This is a genomic window from Mycolicibacterium anyangense, assembly GCF_010731855.1.
In the GTDB taxonomy this organism is placed as follows: Bacteria; Actinomycetota; Actinomycetes; order Mycobacteriales; family Mycobacteriaceae; genus Mycobacterium; species Mycobacterium anyangense.
On the sequence record NZ_AP022620.1, the window covers coordinates 2,405,811 to 2,423,209 of the forward strand.

Genomic DNA, 17,399 nt, shown 5'->3' on the forward strand with positions numbered 1-17,399 from the left:
CTGCCCCCCAACGGAATTCCCGCTCCGGAAATGCGCCGGATACACCGAGACGATCACCGATCCCGCTTCAACACGAGCCTCAGCCGAGTTATACACCGCCACAGGCACTTCCAACATTGGCGCTCACTGGGCGTTGTCTGTGCATCTGCCAGGAATCGGCTCAGAGTGACGAAAACCCTTGCGCCCTTGCGCGAGCCGCGCAGCACGGTCGGGCAATACTGGTATTGCTGGACGTGACAGCCAACCGGACCTGACCCGGTTGTTCCCACGGCGCCGACGCCACGGGTGAGTCATCGCCATCAGGCTCGCAGCGAGAGACAGGGTCCGGGCCGGATGCACCGGCCCACCCGTTGAGCATCCAGCGCGTCAGGGCAGAAGAGAGGGGTTCGCTCGATGACGTTTCCACAGCTTTACTTTTCCCGGCCCTCCGTGGTCCTGCCCGACGACGTAGTCGACAACGAGGAGGTTCTGTCGCGGGTACGCAACGCGTTTCGCGGCACAGCGTCGCAGTGGGATCCGATCGAGTCGAGCATTCGCTACGTGTTCGACCGGTGCAACAGCAAGATGCGGTATCTGGAAGCCGACCCCACGCTGTCACCGGGGCACTTCGCCGCCCGGGCCGCCAGCGCCTGCCTGAGCAGCAACGGTATCGCGGCCGACGACCTCGACCTGTTGGTGTACGGCGGGATCGCCCGCGATGCTTTCGAGCCGGCGACCGCGGCCGAGGTGGCCGGACGGCTGGGCGCCACCCCGGTGCATACGATGGACGTGACGTGCGCGTGCGCCGGCCTCATCGAGGCACTGCACGTCGTCAGCGGCTACTTCGCCCTGCACGACGAGATCCGCACCGCGTTGATCTGCGCCGGCGAGATCACCCGCGACCGGGTCACCTACGACATCCAGACACCACAGGACGTCGCCCTCGAAGTGGCAGGCTTGACCCTGGGTAACGCCGCCGCGGCATTGCTGGTCACCCGCGAGCCACTACCGGCAGGCGGAGCCCGGGTGCTGGCCCTGACCCACAAGACCCTGGCCGAGCACTACGGGCTGTGCCGCGCACCGGTCGACGGGCATTTCCTGTCGCAGTCCAAAGAACTCTTCGCGCTGGCCGTCCATGTACCGCCCGAGATCCGGCGCCTGCTCGCCGGTATCGGATGGTCGCCCGAAGACGTCGACCACTACGCCCTGCACCAGCCCAGTGAAGCCGTCGTCGAGCGTGTTCTCAGCGAGCTCGGCGCCCAACCGCAAGCCGGGATCTTCACCCACTCGCTGTTCGGCAACACCGCCAGCACCGCCTGGGCGCTGGCGCTGGACTACCGCCTCACCAATGGCACCGTGCAGGACGGCGACAAGGTCGTGCTCGCCAGCGCCGCAGCCGGTTTCACCATCGTGGGCGCCGCGGCGGTTTGGGAAGCCCGGTGAGCCACTACCTGCGCCTCTACCGCGTCATCAGCACGACGTTCGGGTACCGACTTCGGCCCCTCGGAGCATTCCTGTTGTTGCAGCTGCGTCAAGCGATCTCGGCGACGACCCTCGGGTTGGACCACGTGTTCTACCCGCAGCACCGCACCCAACCGATCGACCGGCCCATCTTCATCATCGGCAACCCCCGCAGCGGCACGACCTTCCTGCACCGGCTGCTCCTGGGAGCCGCCCCCGGGATCACTGCCTTCGAACTCTGGGAAATGCTGTTCCCGGCGATCACCGCACGCAAGCTCCTGGGCCGGATCGTGCCCCGCCTGGACCGGATCTCGCCGGCGCGCTACCACCCCTCCGACGTCCACGACACCAGCCTGCGCGGCATCGAGACCGACGACGTGGCATGGTTCTTCCGAACCCTCGACGGACCCTTTGCCTGGGCCTATTTCCTTGCCTGGCAGGATGTTTGGGGCAGTGCACTATCGCGCAGCAGCTTCGGGATCAACCGATCCTCCGACCACGAGCGGCAGCGCTTCTTTCGCTACTACGAGGCATGCTGGCGGCGAAACCTGACCTACAAGCGCGGCAACCGCATCCTGGCCAAGACCAGCATGCTCACCTTCCGGCTCGAGGAGCTGCTGGCGCGCTACCCCGACTGCAAGCTGGTCTACATCATCCGCGATCCCGTCGAAGTCATCCCCTCCGGCCTGTCACTGATCGCCAGCGTGCTGGAAAACGGCTACGACGCATGGAATCGCACCGATGAGCCCGATCAGCAGCGCTGGATCAGCAATCTCTATGACGCCTCGTGCGCCATGCTCGGCAGCTTCCACGAGGCCCAGATCAGCGGCCTGATCCCCGAGGACAATCTCTGCGTGGTGCGCTACTCCGATCTCCTGGACGACCTCGAACCCACCATCGAGCGGATTCTGGACTTCACCGGGATCGAACCCACCGCGCAGTTCCGTGCCGAAGTTCGCGCCCAGGCGCAACGGCAACGCGGGTACACCAGCCGCCATCACCATTCGCCCGACCAGTTCGGCCTGGATCCCGACCGCATTCGGGCCGACCTGGCATACATCTACGACGCCTACGACCTGACGAAACCACACCAACTCCGCGGCGAGCAGCGATGAGCGCCGCACGCCACGTCGGTCGTGTCGGCGGGCTGGCCGTCGTCGTCGGCGTGGGTGTCGCCATCGGGGCGACCTGCGGCATCGCTGCGGCGGACACCGGTTCGCCAGGGCCCTCGCAGCCGGCCAGGACCGCGGGCGCCAGCCGAGCGGGCGAGGTGCATGCGCACAACCCCCGACATTCCACGACGGCTGCACCAGCGGCAGCTTCGGTCGCCGCCGCGCCCAGCACTCCCAGCACGCCCGGTTCACCCTCGCCTTCCGCACTGGCAGCTAAAAGCGTTGCCCCACAGTCATATTCGACTACTGCAACCGGCTCTGTCGGAAAGTTCCGCAGTGCGCTCGCACCGGCGAGGCCGGCCGTCGCTTCACCGGCAATGTCCGTGGTGCGAAGCCTCCACGCCGCCCCGCAGGCATCCATCTCGCTGCCCACCATCCCCTCCGGTGTCGCCGGCTTGGCATTGACCAGCGCAGTCGAACTTGCTCTGGCAGCCACGGTCTCGGTGATCAACGCACTGGCGCCCAGCCCCACCAGGGTAAGCTCCACCCTGGACCTCAACGGCGACACCGTGATTGCCAGTTCACCCGAGCAAGTCACCTCGTTCTACGGGCGGTGGACATATCTGCCGGGTGCGCCGAGCGTGGTCCAGGGCGAACAGCAGTTCGCCGTCGTTGACCCCAAGACGGGCACATCGGCGGGCAGCTTCGATGCCCTTGTGAGCCGAGGCAACGGTTACAACTACACCGAACTGCTTGTCACGTCCGATGAAGGGTCCAACGTCGGAACCGGTGCGGGCCAACTCCCTCCGGTCGGCTCACTGATCAGTTCCTTCGGGATCGGCCCGGTGACGCTGTCCTACACCGCAATACCGACAGGCTCCGGGGACAAGGTCTCCTTCCGGCTGGTGACCCCGTTGGGAAGCCTCGCACTGCCGATGCCCTTCGATGCCGCCGCTGGCATCGCTGACTACTCCGTGGACAGCAGGCCGGTCCAGCTGACCAACGGCTACAGCATCGCTCCCGCTGTCTCGACGCCCGAAACCTACACGGGGACAAGCGGAATCTTGCCGTTCTTCACGACAGTTCAGGGACGTCAGGTCTTCACCATCGACAACCCGGCCGGGGTTCCGGTGGGCAGTTTCGAGGGCGTCGTCACCACCACTGCGGACATCTTGGGTACCTACACCCAGGCGATCCTGGTCACCGCCAACGACGGAACCAACGTGGGTCTCGATCCCGGGCAGGTCCCGCCGGTCGGCTCGGTGTACAACGTCGTGTACAGCGGTTCCGACCAGAACTATGTGCTGTATTCGTCGATGCCGGCGCAATCCGGCGATCCGGTCGCGGTGTCGCAGGTGAGTTCCGGCGCCGTCGCCACCAGCGACCTGACGTTGATCGACGCCTCGGAACAGCCGGCCACCCAACCGTTTACCGGCCCGAACGGCACTACGTTCGTCCCGGTATCCACGCTGCAGCCCACTGGGGTGAACGGCCTTCCGCCCAGGGAGGTGCAGATTCAGGGCTACCAACAGTTCGCCGTCTACGACTCGGCCGGCACCCGGATCGGAAGCGTCGACGCCGACGTCTACAGCCAGTGGGACCTGCTCGGTATCCGCAGCCAAGCGATTCTGGTGACCGATGTCACCGCGGGGACCACCGGGACGTCAGCAGGTCAGGTTCCCGCGGTCGGGTCTGAGTTCAACGTCGTCGATTTCGGCACCAGTGGCTTTGCTACCGCTGATTCCGTCACTCCGACGCCGACCGGCGACGTGAACTCGTTCAGCATCCTCACGCCGGTGGGGAACTCCCCCACGCTGTCGATCTACACCAAGGTCGCCGATCGCGCCGGGGTCACGTTCGCGGACCCGTTCACGACCGTTTAGGTGGCGGGCTGCGTCAGTCGACGTCCATGGCGCCGCCCGGCGCCGTCTTGGACACCTGGACCAGGAACTCGTAGTTGTTCTTGGTCTTCCGCAGCTGGCTCATCAACAGATCGATGGCCTGATGGCTGTCCAGCCCGGACAGCACGCGGCGCAGCTTGTGCACGATCGCGAACTCGTCCGGCGAGAGCAGCAGCTCGTCCTTGCGGGTGCCCGACGGATTGACGTCGACCGCGGGGAACACCCGGCGCTCGGCGATCTTGCGGTCGAGCTTGAGCTCGGCGTTGCCGGTGCCCTTGAACTCTTCGAAGATCACCGTGTCGCCGGTGGAGCCGGTCTCGACCATGGCCGTGGCGATGATCGTCAGCGAGCCGCCGTGCTCGATGTTGCGGGCAGCACCCAGGAACCGCTTGGGCGGGTACAGCGCGGTGGAGTCCACACCACCGGACAGGATGCGACCCGACGCCGGGGAGGCGTTGTTGTAGGCGCGGCCCAGGCGGGTGATCGAGTCCAGCAGCACCACCACGTCCTTGCCCTGCTCCACCAGGCGCTTGGCCCGCTCGATAGCGAGTTCGGCGGCCTGGGTGTGGTCTGACGGCGGCCGGTCGAAGGTCGAGGCGATGACCTCACCCTTGACCGAGCGCTGCATGTCGGTGACCTCTTCAGGTCGCTCGTCGACCAGCACGACCATCAGGTGGCACTCGGGGTTGTTCTTGGTGATCGCGTTGGCGATGTCCTGCATGATCGTGGTCTTGCCGGCCTTGGGCGGCGACACGATCAGAGCGCGCTGACCCTTGCCGATCGGCATGATGAGGTCGATCACGCGGGTGGTGAGCCGCTCGGTGGTGGTCTCCAGGCGCAGACGCTGGTTGGGGTACAGCGGGGTCAGCTTGCTGAACTCCGGGCGGTTCTTGGCCGCCTCGACCGGTCCGCCGTTGACGCTGTCCAGGCGCACCAGCGGGTTGAACTTCTGCCGCTGGTTGCTCTGGTCACCCTCTTTGGCCACGCGGACCGCACCGGTCACCGCGTCACCGCGGCGCAGGCCGTTCTTGCGGACCATGTTCATCGAGACGTAGACGTCGTTGGGGCCGGCCAGGTAGCCGGAGGTCCGGACGAACGCGTAGTTGTCCAGGACGTCGAGGATGCCGGCCACCGGCTGGACGACGTCGTCCTCGCGCAGCTCGGCTTCGTTACCGCCGCCGCCTTCGCCGCCGGTGCGCTCACCGCGGCGCCTGCGGTCCCGGAACCGGCGGCCGCGACGGCCACCGCGCTCGTCGTCGTCGGTGTTGGTGCTGTTGTTGTTATTGCCGTTGTTGTTGCGGTTCTGGCCGCCGCCCTGACCGTCGCCACCGGAGTCGTTGGACTCACGGTTGGGCCGGTTGTCACGGTTGTCGCCCCGGTTCTCGTTGCGGGGCTGTTCGGCGTTGTCGGTCCGGTTCTGGGACCGGGTTTCGGGCTTGTCGGCCTTGTTCTCCGCGTCGTTCTGCGAGGTGTTCTCGGGCCGCTCGGCGGGCTTCTGCTGCTCGGCGTTCTCGCTGGTCGACGCACCGGCGGCGGCGTTCTCGCTGGTCGGCGCACCGGCGCCGCGGTTCGCGGTGCGGCGCTCCCGGCGCGGCTGTTCGGGGGCTCCGTTGTCGGATGCCGGCTCGGCGGCCGCCGGAGCGCCACCGTTGGCCGCACCGTGCGAGCTACCGTTGCCGCCGTTCTGGGCGTCCCGGATGGCGGCGATCAGCTCGCTCTTGCGCATACCGGAGGTGCCCTTGACGCCGACCTGGCTGGCCAGCGCACGAAGTTCGGGCAGAACCATCGCCGACAGCGACCCGGTGGCGCCGCCGCGGGCGGACCGTTCGGATGCCGACGAGGCGGGTGAATCCACGGCGGGCGCATCCGTTGCAGGTGCGCTGTCTCCAGCCGTGATGAGGTCCGTATCAGTCACGGATTTCCTTTCTTCCCCCGGCGTTGCGTCACGTCAGGGGTGCTGGCATTCAGCCGATTCGCTGAATGCGAAGTCTCACCGTCATCTCAGTGCCAACGGTGACGGGCGGGATTCGCGGCCACATGGCGAACCGTCAGTCAACGACTTGAACACGGGAAGAATTGGTGGTCGTCCTAGTCTCGGCGCAGGTGCAGACGCTGCGATTGCCTGGACGGGACCGAGAATAGCCCTCTTTACGGCAGGAAAGCAAGAAATCGCACCGGCGTGTGGCCAAGTCAGCCGCGGACCGCGACACCGGTGCTCCAGCGAACTGGATCACCGATGCCGAGTTCGGTAACCGCGAATCCATGGGCGGTGCCGAACTCGACGGCCTCGGCAGGTAGATCGGCGCCGATGGACAGCGCCAATACCGAGGGGCCGGCGCCGGACAGCACCGCTGCCACTCCGCAACGCCGCAGGACCTGGAGAAATTCCGCCGAGGCCGGCATCGCCGGAGCGCGCTGGGGTTGATGCAGGACGTCCTCGGTGGCGGCCATCAACAGGTCGGGCCGCTCGGTGAGCGCCACCACCAGCAACGCCGCCCGGCTCAGATTGAAGCGCGCCGCGGTGTGGCTGACGTGTTCGGGCAGCAGCACGCGGGTCTCCGCGGTGGACGACCGTACCTGCGGGATGCCGGAGAACAGCCGGATGTCCGGATGCAGACGCACCGGCGCGGCCGCATACGTCGGCGGCACGGTGCTGGTATCGGTCCAGGACACCACCGCCCCGCCGAGCACGGCCGCCGACGCGTTGTCCGGATGTCCTTCGAACTCCGAGGACAGCTGGATCAACCTGATGTCGTCCAACGGCTGCAGATCCGCTTGCGCCACAAGGCCGTTCGCGACGGCAAGCCCTCCCACCACGGCAGCGGCCGAGGAACCGAGGCCACGCGAGTGCGGGATCTTGTTGCGGCAGCGCACCACCAGCCCGGGCGCCTCGGCACCCGCGGCCAGCAGGCCCCGATGAATGGCGCGCACCACCAGATGATCGTGGTCGTGCGGGACCTGACCGGCGCCCTCCCCCTCGACCTCGATGACGAGGCCGCCGTCGGTGGTTTCGACCAGGATCTCGTCGTAGAGGCCCAGCGCCACGCCCAGGCTGTCGAAACCGGGGCCGAGGTTGGCGCTCGACGCCGCCACCGATGCGCTGGCAGTCAGTCCGGCAGGAAGGCTCAGGGTCACCGGCGATCCGTCCTCAGACCAGGCCGAGTTCGGCGACGACAGCACTCGGATCGACCGGAATCGCGGTGACCGTCGGCATACCGCGCAGCGCGGTGTCGGGGTCCTTGAGTCCGTTGCCGGTCACGGTGCACACCACCGTCGAGCCCGGCTTGACCCAGCCGTCCTCGACCGACTTGAGCAGCCCGGCGATGCTGGCGGCCGATGCCGGCTCCACGAACACCCCCTCGGCCTCGGCGACCAGGCGATATGCGGCGAGAATCTCGTCGTCGGTCGCGGCCAGGAAGCGGCCGCCCGACTCCTGCTGTGCGGCCACGGCGCCGTCCCAGGAGGCGGGCGAACCGATCCGGATCGCGGTGGCGATCGTCTCGGGGTTGGTGACCGGCTTGCCGAGCACCAACGGGGCTGCGCCGGCTGCCTGGGTGCCGAGCATGCGCGGCAGCTTGTCGCTGACGCCATCGCGGTGGTACTCGGTGTAACCGCGCCAGTAGGCGGTGATGTTTCCGGCGTTGCCCACCGGCAGCGAGTGCACGTCGGGTGCCGTGCCGAGGGCGTCGACGATCTCGAACGCCGCTGTCTTCTGGCCTTCGATACGAACCGGATTCACACTGTTGACCAGGGCGATGGTCGGGTAATCCGCCGTCAGCTTGCGGGCCAACTCCAGGCAGTCGTCGAAGTTGCCGTCGATCTGGATGATCTTGGCGCCGTGCATGACCGCCTGCGCGAGCTTGCCCATCGCGATCTTGCCCTGCGGAATCAGCACCGCACAGGTGATGCCGGCGCGGGCGGCATAGGCCGCGGCCGAGGCGGAGGTGTTACCGGTCGAGGCGCACAGCACCGCCTTCTGCCCGCGGGCGACGGCGTCGGTGACGGCCATGGTCATCCCGCGGTCCTTGAAGGAGCCGGTCGGGTTGAGGCCTTCGACCTTTAAATGGACTGTGCAGCCGGTCTTTTCAGACAGTCGCGGCGCGGGCACCAGCGGCGTGCCGCCCTCCAGCAGCGTCACCGGCGTCCAATCCGCCGCGGCAGGCAACCGGTGCCGGTAGGCCTCGATCAGGCCGGGCCAGGGCGTGTGGACTTTGGTCGTGCTCATTCGGCGGTTCCCTCCAGTCGCAGCACGCTGTTCACGCTCTGCACGGCATCGAGATCGGCGAGTGCGGAGACGGTCTCTGACAGCGCGGCGTCGGTGGCACGATGGGTCACCACCACGATCCGGGCACCGGCGGGCACGCCATCCTCGTCGGTGATGCCTTCCTGCCGGACCTCGGCGATGCTGACCTCACGCTTGCCGAATTCGTCTGCCACCGAGGCCAGTACGCCGGGGCGGTCGTTGACCGTCATGCTGACGTAGTAGCGGGTGGGGATGACGCCCATCGGCGCGATCGGCAGCTGGGCGTACTTGGACTCGCGGGGACCGCGGCCGCCCTGAACCCGGTTCCGGGCGGCCATCACCACATCGCCCATGACCGACGAGGCAGTCGGAGCGCCGCCGGCGCCCTGGCCGTAGAACATCAGCCGGCCGGCGGCCTCGGCTTCGACGACAACCGCGTTGAAGGCGCCGTTGACCGTGGCCAACGGATGGGTCAGCGGTACCAGCGCCGGGTAGACCCGCGCCGAAACCCGCTGCTGGCCATCGGCAGTGGTGATGCGTTCACAGATCGACAGCAGCTTGATGGTGCAGCCCAACGCCTTGGCGGCCTCGAAGTCGGCCGGGGTGACCTTGGTGATGCCCTCCCGGTAGACGTCGTCGGCGGTGACGCGGGTGTGGAAGGCGATGGACGCCAGGATCGCCGCCTTGGCCGCGGCGTCGTAGCCCTCGACATCGGCGGTGGGATCGGCCTCGGCATAGCCGAGCGCGCTGGCGTCGGCGAGTGCGGAGCTGTAATCGGCTCCGGTCGAGGCCATTTCGGACAGGATGTAGTTGGTGGTGCCGTTGACGATGCCTGCCACTCGCAGCACCGAATCACCGGCCAGTGACTGGGTCAGCGGCCGGATCACCGGAATGGCACCGGCCACCGCGGCTTCGAAGTACAGGTCCACATGGGCACGTTCGGCGGCCTGTGCCAGCTCGCCGGTGGACTGGGCCAGCAGAGCTTTGTTGGCCGTCACGACCGACTTACCCTGCTCCAGTGCCGACAGGATGGCTTTGCGGGCCGGTTCGACCGGGCCCATCAACTCGACGACGATGTCGACGTCGTCGCGCGAGACCAGTTCCTCGACGTTGTCGGTGAGCAAAGCGGCCGGCACGCCGCGATCGTCGGCGACCCGGCGGACGGCGACACCGCGCAATTCCAGCGGCGCACCGATGCGGGCCGCGAGATCGACGGCGCTGTCCTCGATGATGCGCACGACCTCGCTGCCGACGTTACCCAGACCCAGGACGGCGACGCCGATTGGTTTCTCGTTACCCATTGTCCTACCTCACTTCCAAACTCAACAGGTCGTCTTCGGTCTCCCGGCGCAGGATCAGGCGGGACCGCCCCTGGCGCACGGCCACCACCGCAGGGCGGCCGATCAGGTTGTACCGACTCGACATCGAATAGCAATAGGCTCCGGTGGCGGCCACCGCCAGTAGGTCACCGGGGTGAATGTCACCGGGGACCCAGGCATCGCGGACGACGATATCGCCGCTCTCACAATGCTTTCCGACCACCCGGGACAGGGTCGGTGCAGCATCGCTGACCCGGGAGGCCAGGCGTACGTCATATTCGGCGCCGTAGAGCGAGGTGCGGATGTTGTCGCTCATCCCGCCGTCGACGCTGATGTAGCGGCGCGACGAACCGGCGCTGATCGCGACATCCTTGACCGTGCCCACTTCATAGAGCGTGACGGTGCCGGGGCCGGCGATGGCACGGCCGGGTTCGACGACCAGTCGCGGGGCGGGCAGACCGACAGCTGCGGACTCGGTGGCGACGATAGCGCCCAGCTTGGCGGCCAGATCCTGGACCGGCGGCGGATCATCCTGGGCCAGATAGGAAATGCCGAGACCACCACCGAGGTCCACCGTCGCGATCTGGGCGGTCTTGTCGACACCGAACTCGGCGACCACGTCGCGCAGCAGCCCGATCACCCGGTGGGCGGCGAGTTCGAATCCGGCGACGTCGAAGATCTGCGAACCGATGTGGCTGTGCAGACCGACCAGCCGCAGGTGGTCGGTGGCGAACACCCTGCGCACGGCGGCCATCGCGGCGCCACTGGCCAGCGACAGGCCGAATTTCTGGTCCTCGTGGGCGGTGGCGATGAACTCGTGGGTGTGGGCCTCCACCCCCACCGTGATCCGGATCAGCACGTCCTGCACCACACCGGCATCCCCGGCAATGGCGTCCAGGCGTTCGATCTCGGTCATCGAGTCCAGCACCACGTGGCCGACACCGGCCTTGACGGCGGCCGTCAGCTCGTCGACGGATTTGTTGTTGCCGTGGAACGCGATTCGCTCCGGCGGGAACCCGGCGTGTAGGGCGACGGCCAACTCTCCCCCGCTGGCGACATCCAGCGACAACCCTTCCTCGGCGACCCAGCGCGCGATCTCGCTGCACAGGAACGCCTTGGCGGCGTAGTGCACGTTGCGCCCACCGCCGAAGGCCGTGGCGATCTCACGGCACCGGCTGCGGAAGTCGTCCTCGTCGATGACGAACAGCGGGGTGCCGTACTCGGCGGCCAGATCGGTCACCGCGATGCCGGCGATCGTCACCTCCCCTTCGGGAGTGCGAACAAGGTTGCGGGGCCACACTTTCGGGGCCAGCGCCATGGCGTCTGCGGCGCTCACGGGGCGTGGCGGCGTGCCGCCGTGGTGGATCTCCTCGGCGTGCCGTGGGCCGGCCGGGTGAGCGTTCACATGCGCTCCGGTGCGGATACCCCGAGGATGGCCAGCCCGTTGCCGATCACCTGACGCGTCGCCGCACACAGCGCCAACCGGGCCCGGTGCAGATCCGTCGGCTCCTCGTCGCCCATCGGCAGGACCCGGCAGGAGTCGTAGAAGCGGTGGTAGTCGCCCGCCAGATCCTCCAGGTAGCGGCAGACCCGATGCGGTTCACGCAAGGACGCGGCCGCCTCGAGCACCCGGGAGAACTCACCCAGGTTGCGGATCAGCGCGCCTTCCTTGTCGTGGGTGAGCAGGCCGAGGTGCGCGGTGTCCGGTGCCAGGCCGAGTTCGGCGGCGTTGCGGGCCAGCGCACAGAGCCGGGCATGCGCGTATTGCACGTAGTAGACCGGGTTTTCGCTCGACGCCGACGACCACAGCTCGAGGTCGATGTCGATCGGGGTGTCCACCGAGGAGCGGATCAGCGCGTAGCGCGCGGCATCCACCCCGATGGCGTCGACCAGATCGTCGAGGGTGATCACGGTGCCGGCCCGCTTGCTCATCCGCACCGGTTGGCCGTCGCGGACCAGGTTCACCATCTGCCCGATGAGCACCTCGACAGTGTCGGGATTGTCGCCGAGCGCGGCGGCCGCAGCCTTCAGGCGCGCGATGTAGCCATGGTGGTCGGCGCCCAGCATGTAGATGCACAGATCGAATCCGCGCTGGCGCTTGTCGAGGTAGTAGGCGAGGTCACCGGCGATGTAGGCCGGCTGTCCGTCGCTCTTGATGACAACGCGATCCTTGTCGTCGCCGAATTCCGTTGTGCGAAGCCAGGTTGCGCCATCCTTCTCGTAGATGGCGCCGTTCTCCCGCAGCTTGGCGATCGCCTGGTCGACCCGTCCGCTGGTGTGCATCGAGTCTTCGTGGGTGTAGACGTCGAAGTCGGTACCGAACTCGTGCAGGGACGATTTGATGTGGTCGAACATCAGGTCCACGCCGATGGACCGGAAGGTCTCGCGCTGCTCCTCGCCGGTCCGGCTCAAGGCGCCCGGGGCCTTGGCGAGAATCTGGTCGGCGATGTCGTTGATGTAGGCACCGGCGTAGCCGTCCTCGGGCGCCGGTTCGCCCTTGGCGGCGGCGATCAGCGAGTTGGTGAACCGGTCGATCTGGGCGCCGTGGTCGTTGAAGTAGTACTCCCGCACCACGTCGCCGCCCTGGGTGGACAGCAGCCGTCCCAGCGCATCGCCGACGGCAGCCCAGCGAGTGCCGCCGATGTGGATCGGTCCGGTCGGGTTGGCCGAGACGAACTCGAGGTTGATCTTCTGGCCGTCGAGCAAGGCGGAATGGCCGTAGGCGGCGCCGGCGTCGAGGACGTTGCGCACGATCAGACCCTGCGCGGCGGCCTCGATCCGCAGGTTCACGAAGCCGGGTCCGGCCACCTCGGCCGAGGCGATGCCGTCGGCGGCGGTGAGCGCCTCGGCCAGCCATCCGGCCAGCTCACGCGGGTTGGCGCCGACCTTCTTGGCGACCTGCAAGGCCAGGTTGGTCGCGTAGTCGCCGTGCTCGGGGTTGCGCGGGCGCTCGACGGTGACGGTCGCGGGAAGGGCATCGGTGTCGAGGCCGTGGGCGGCCAGCACCGCGGCAGCGGTGGTCTTCAGCAGCTCGGCGAGGTCGGCGGGGGTCACGGGGGTCCATCCTATGGTCTGCCGTGGTCAGAGCCCGCATCCATATCCCGGGACAGAGGGCAGGAGCGCAGCGACCCGGTAAAGCAACGGCGAGCTCCCCGGGGGCTTTGGTCAGCGGGCACCCGGATGCGTTAGGCTGTGCAGGCCCAACGGCGCTGTTCGTTTTCGATCCGCGCCCCCGTAGCTCAGGGGATAGAGCGTCTGCCTCCGGAGCAGAAGGCCGCAGGTTCGAATCCTGCCGGGGGCACTTTCCACCACACCTCCGTGCATCGAGTCTCTAACTCAGATCGTCGACGCCGCACGACATCGCGATCCGTGCGGATTCGGTGATATCCGGCCCCTCGCCGCTATACCTCCCGGCTACCGAGCCAGCCATCGTCGTCTCGTCAGGCTCACCAGCCACACACCGGAATTGCGGGCTTTTCGCAAACTGGATACTGGGCGTTCCGTGGCAGCTCACCGGCGTGATGTGCGCTCCAGACGAGAACGCGGCAAACAGTTGTCCCAAAGTGATTCTGCCCCGCGCCGCATCGAGGTACCGTCCATACCGGCAAAGACACCGACGAACGATGAGGTACGCCGATGGATCAGGCTCGAGTCAGAGGCGGCGTGTTACTCGGGGCCCTGGTCTCCGGTGCACTGGGCGCAGGAACTCTCAGCGTTGCCCCGCCCGCCAACGCCAATTGCTTCTCGGCCTTCGGCATCGGCAACGGCAACGGCTGCACGAGCAACCTGACCACCTTTGCGATCGGCATCGGCAACGGTGCGACGGCGACGGCCGGCGGATTCCTGAACGGCGCCATCGCCATCGGCGACGGCGCGAGCGCCTCGACGACCATCAGTGCGTTCACCTGGGCGGCCGCGATCGGCAACAGCGCCTCGGCCGGATCACTGACGTCCTTCTTCTCCACCGCCTTGCAGCTGGGCGCGGGCACGGCCTCGACCTGGGGAGCGCTCAACCTCGTGGTGAGCCAGAACACCGGCACCGGAACGGCGGAGGCCGGCGCGATCGGCGTCGCGAACATTTCCTACCAGCTCGGCAACGGCACGACCTCCACGCTGGGGCTGTTCAATTTCGCCAGTGGTATCAACCCGTTCGGGGGTGGCGCCCAAACCACCGGAGCCGCCGGGCTTTTCAACTACTCCCTGCAGATCGGCCCCGGCACCACCTCGACGGTCGGCGGCCTCAACATCGCGATCGGATTCCTGCCGAACAACAACGGCACCCAGACCACCGCGGCCGGTGGGGTGGCGTCTGCGGCGGTCAACGTCTCCGGCGACGTCGGCAACAACAACGTCACCTCGGCCGGCATCCTGACCAGCGCGGTCAATGTCAACGGCAACGACACCACGGTGTCGGCCGGGAACTCCGCCACGCCGTCGATCCTGCTCAGCGCCTTCAACTTTCTCGGCAACGGCAATAAGGTCACCGCGGGCCCCGGCGCCGCCGCCCTGGCGGGTTCGATCGGCCAGACCGGTGCCGTCAATGAGGCCGGCGGCCCCGGCTTCAACATCAACGGCTTCGCCGTCGGGCGCCCGGCAGGCTTGCTCGGTAACAACCGCACCGCGACCAGCGCCGCGTCGACCACCACGACGGCCGACAACACCGTGAGCAGCGGCCCCAAGCACGCCAAGTCCGACAGCAGCCCGAAGCACGCCAAGGCGTCGGACTCCTCGGGCTCGAGCACCGGCGGCGGCGGGCGGCACCGAAAGTAGCCCACGCGGAATCACCGCGGGTCGGCGGCCGTCGCGAACAATGCGACGCCACACAACGAATTCCCAGCTGGCTCACGGTCGGATATCCGACCGAGGGTAGGTATCAGCACAATCGCGCTGGACGCCACCTAGGCTGACCAGGCATTTGCTGGGACCTCCGTAAGCTTTGTTACGATCTGTGACCGAGGTAACACAACGGTCCGGGAAGAACAATGGCAGCGAAACATCGTGCGGCGAGCAAGAAGGCCAAGGCGCACCGTCACGCGCCACGCCATCGCGCTCCGCAGCAGCACGCTGACCTAGCCACCTGGATCGGAGCCGGCGCGCTCACCGTGGGGTTCTGCGCGTCCCTGGGCGGCGTCACCGGCGTGGCCAACGCCGCACCCGCGAGCAACGAGTCCACCCACAGCACCGCCGAGTCGGGCGGCGCCACGTCAGCCGCGAAGTCCACCGGTTCGGCCCGGTCCCATAGCGGTTCCGCAGCCTCAAAACCAAAGTCCACCAAGGGTTCTCCCGCACCAGCCTCGGCAACCGGCCGGGCGTCGACGGCCAGGGCGGACACCACTGCCACACCATCGGCGGCGGTCAGCCAGACCATCTCCCCGGCCGCGGCCACGGCCACACCGGCGCCTGCAGCCGCGGCCGCCAAGACCACGGTGCCGGCGGCGGCCATCCCTGTGCTGCCCACCCTGCCGTCCCTGTTCCCCTGGACGGGGCCGCTCAGCGACTTCATGAACCTTCTGGTCAGCAATGGCACCGCCGACCATCCCAATGCCGGGCTGCTGATCGGCAACGGCTACAGCTACGGCACCGTCGCCGGCGACTGCACTGCCGCATCCGGCAGCTGCAACGGCGGCAACGCAGGTTTCTTCTACGGCAACGGCGGCAGCGGCTGGGGCGGCGGCAACGGCGGCACCTCCGGAATCATCGGCAACGGCGGCGACGGCGGCGCCGGTCACGCCGGCCAGGCAGGCGGTAACGGAGGCGCGGCGGTCTGGTTCGGCAGCGGCGGCGCCGGCGGCGCAGGCGGGGCGACCACCGTCGATGGAGCAACCGGCGGCGCGGGCGGAGCCGGAGGCCTCGGCGGCCTGGTTCTCGGCGACGGCGGAGCAGGCGGGACCGGCGGCGCGGCCAGCACCGGCACCGGTGGCGCCGGCGGCGCGGGCGGCAACAGCGGCTATCTCGGCAACGCCGGCATCGGCGGGACCGGCGGTGACAGCGTCGGCGGCACCGGCGGAGTGGGCGGCGCCGGTGGCAATGACGACCAGGTCGGCGGGGCCGGCGGTACGGGCGGCGCCGGGGTGATCGGCGGCAAGGGCGGCACCGGCGGCATCGCACTGAGCATCGGCTACGGCAACGTGATCGGCGGGGCCGGCGGCTCGGGCGGCGCGGGAACGGTGACCGGCGGCGATGGCGGCCAGGGTGGCATGGCGATCATGGGCTACTACCCCTTCGGCGCGCCCGGCAATGCCATCGGCGGCGCGGGCGGGGCAGGCGGCACCGGCGGCACCACCACAGGAGCCGACGGCCAGGACGGTATCGCCCACAACGTCGGCAACGGGCTGGCGTTCGGCTCCAACACCTCGATGGCCGGTGCCACCACCAACGGATTCTCGGTCGTCTTGTTCGGCACCCTCTTGATCGGCAACGGCGCCAACGGAACTGCCAGCAGCCCGGACGGCAAGCCGGGCGGCGTGCTGTTCGGCAACGGCGGCAACGGCTACAACTCCACGACACCCGGCGTTGCCGGGGGCAACGGCGGAAGGTCCGGCCTGATCGGCGATGGCGGAGCCGGCGGTACCGGCGGTGCCGGTGCTGCAGGCGGCAACGGTGGCGCGGCCGGCTGGTTCGGCAACGGCGGTGCCGGCGGCACGGGCGGATCGACCACCACCGACCTGCAGGCCGGTGGCAACGGCGGCAACGGCGGAATCGGTGGATTCCTCCTCGGCAACGGCGGAGTCGGCGGGGTGGGCGGAAGCGCCACCACCGGAACCGGTGGCAACGGCGGCAACGGCGGTGGCAGCAGTGCGGGCCTGCCTGGGGTGGCAGGCGCCGGAGGCAACGGCGGCAACAGCACGGGCGCAACCGGTGGCAATGGCGGCAACGGTGGGGGCAGTGTCCTGACCGCCGGTAACGGCGGTAACGGCGGCAGCGGTGTCACCGGCGGTAACGGCGGGACGGGCGGCGTGGCCCTCAGTATCGGCTACGGGAACGTCATCGGCGGCACCGGCGGCAACGGCGGAGCCGGCACCGTCACCGGCGGCAACGGCGGGACGGGCGGTATGGCCATCATGGGCTACTACCTCTTCGGCACCGCCGGCAATGCCATCGCCGGTGACGGCGGCGCCGGTGGCTCCGGCGGCACTGCGGGTGGTGACGGCGGCCAGGGCGGCACCGCCTACAACCTGGTCGGCGGGGTGGCTTTCGGCGGCGACGGCGGGACCGGTGGCGCCGGGGTGGGCACCGGCTCGACCGGGGGCGGCGGCGGGATCGGCGGCAGCGCCTTCGCGCCGTTGATCGCCAATGCCGTTGCCGGGGTTGGCGGTTCGGCCGGCAACGGGCTGGGCGCCGGCGGTTCGACCGGAACCGACGGGACGGCAGACACTACCTAGTC

At 68.4% G+C, this 17,399-nt stretch carries 12 protein-coding genes and 1 tRNA gene; 6 read left to right on the forward strand and 7 right to left on the reverse strand.

The features are described 5' to 3' along the window. Nucleotides 1-393 precede the first annotated feature (393 nt). The 3 genes from G6N35_RS11360 to G6N35_RS11370 all read left to right on the forward strand — a co-directional run bounded on the left by G6N35_RS11360 (nt 394) and on the right by G6N35_RS11370 (nt 4,435). Nucleotides 394-1,422 (forward strand): 3-oxoacyl-ACP synthase III family protein, encoded by a 1,029-nt coding sequence (locus tag G6N35_RS11360; RefSeq protein WP_163804346.1) that lies wholly within the window; start codon nt 394-396, stop codon nt 1,420-1,422. Next, nucleotides 1,419-2,555, forward strand: coding sequence for a sulfotransferase family protein (locus tag G6N35_RS11365; protein ID WP_163804347.1), 1,137 nt, complete (start codon nt 1,419-1,421; stop codon nt 2,553-2,555). The genes G6N35_RS11360 and G6N35_RS11365 overlap by 4 nt, the downstream gene beginning before the upstream one ends. Before the next feature lie 383 nt (nt 2,556-2,938). After that, nucleotides 2,939-4,435 (forward strand): hypothetical protein, encoded by a 1,497-nt coding sequence (locus G6N35_RS11370; RefSeq protein WP_163804348.1) that lies wholly within the window; start codon nt 2,939-2,941, stop codon nt 4,433-4,435. 13 nt (nt 4,436-4,448) lie between these two features. Here the strand turns inward: G6N35_RS11370 and rho are convergent, their stop codons facing one another. From rho to argS, 6 genes are all read right to left on the reverse strand, one after another. Continuing rightward, nucleotides 4,449-6,368, reverse strand: a complete 1,920-nt coding sequence (gene rho, locus G6N35_RS11375) for a transcription termination factor Rho (protein ID WP_179967344.1) — start codon at nt 6,366-6,368, stop codon at nt 4,449-4,451. 275 nt (nt 6,369-6,643) lie between these two features. Next, nucleotides 6,644-7,588, reverse strand: a complete 945-nt coding sequence (gene thrB, locus G6N35_RS11380) for a homoserine kinase (protein ID WP_163804349.1) — start codon at nt 7,586-7,588, stop codon at nt 6,644-6,646. A 13-nt stretch (nt 7,589-7,601) separates the two neighbouring features. Continuing rightward, the gene (gene thrC / locus G6N35_RS11385; protein WP_163804350.1) at nt 7,602-8,678 is read right to left on the reverse strand and encodes a threonine synthase; all 1,077 of its coding nucleotides are present in this window, start codon (nt 8,676-8,678) and stop codon (nt 7,602-7,604) included. Continuing rightward, entirely contained in the window at nt 8,675-9,997 is a 1,323-nt protein-coding gene (locus G6N35_RS11390) for a homoserine dehydrogenase (protein WP_163804351.1), read from the reverse strand. Before G6N35_RS11390 ends, thrC begins: the two co-directional genes overlap by 4 nt. A 4-nt stretch (nt 9,998-10,001) precedes the next feature. Beyond that, nucleotides 10,002-11,420: a diaminopimelate decarboxylase gene (gene lysA, locus G6N35_RS11395; protein ID WP_163804352.1), complete on the reverse strand. Its 1,419-nt coding sequence runs from the start codon at nt 11,418-11,420 to the stop codon at nt 10,002-10,004. After that, nucleotides 11,417-13,069, reverse strand: coding sequence for an arginine--tRNA ligase (gene argS, locus G6N35_RS11400; protein WP_163804353.1), 1,653 nt, complete (start codon nt 13,067-13,069; stop codon nt 11,417-11,419). The genes lysA and argS overlap by 4 nt, the downstream gene beginning before the upstream one ends. Before the next feature lie 174 nt (nt 13,070-13,243). Here argS and G6N35_RS11405 point away from each other — a divergent pair. Next, nucleotides 13,244-13,316, forward strand: a tRNA-Arg gene (locus G6N35_RS11405). Nucleotides 13,317-13,651: 335 nt separating this feature from the next. Further along, a complete protein-coding gene (locus G6N35_RS11410; RefSeq protein ID WP_163804354.1) occupies nt 13,652-14,785 on the forward strand; it encodes a hypothetical protein in 1,134 nt (377 codons plus the stop codon). A 259-nt stretch (nt 14,786-15,044) separates the two neighbouring features. Here the strand turns inward: G6N35_RS11410 and G6N35_RS11415 are convergent, their stop codons facing one another. Further along, entirely contained in the window at nt 15,045-15,473 is a 429-nt protein-coding gene (locus tag G6N35_RS11415) for a hypothetical protein (protein ID WP_163804355.1), read from the reverse strand. 43 nt (nt 15,474-15,516) lie between these two features. Here G6N35_RS11415 and G6N35_RS27595 point away from each other — a divergent pair, with 43 nt between their 5' ends. After that, nucleotides 15,517-17,397, forward strand: coding sequence for a PGRS repeat-containing protein (locus G6N35_RS27595; RefSeq protein WP_220098504.1), 1,881 nt, complete (start codon nt 15,517-15,519; stop codon nt 17,395-17,397). The last annotated feature ends 2 nt before the right edge of the window (nt 17,398-17,399 follow it).

What these genes read in the sequence shown, in the direction of transcription:
- G6N35_RS11360 (WP_163804346.1), top strand. Translation starts at nt 394, where the DNA reads ATGACGTTTCCACAGCTTTACTTTTCCCGGCCCTCCGTGGTCCTGCCC.
- thrC (WP_163804350.1), bottom strand. Translation starts at nt 8,678, where the DNA reads ATGAGCACGACCAAAGTCCACACGCCCTGGCCCGGCCTGATCGAGGCC.
- G6N35_RS11390 (WP_163804351.1), bottom strand. Translation starts at nt 9,997, where the DNA reads ATGGGTAACGAGAAACCAATCGGCGTCGCCGTCCTGGGTCTGGGTAAC.
- G6N35_RS11410 (WP_163804354.1), top strand. Translation starts at nt 13,652, where the DNA reads ATGGATCAGGCTCGAGTCAGAGGCGGCGTGTTACTCGGGGCCCTGGTC.
- G6N35_RS27595 (WP_220098504.1), top strand. Translation starts at nt 15,517, where the DNA reads ATGAACCTTCTGGTCAGCAATGGCACCGCCGACCATCCCAATGCCGGG.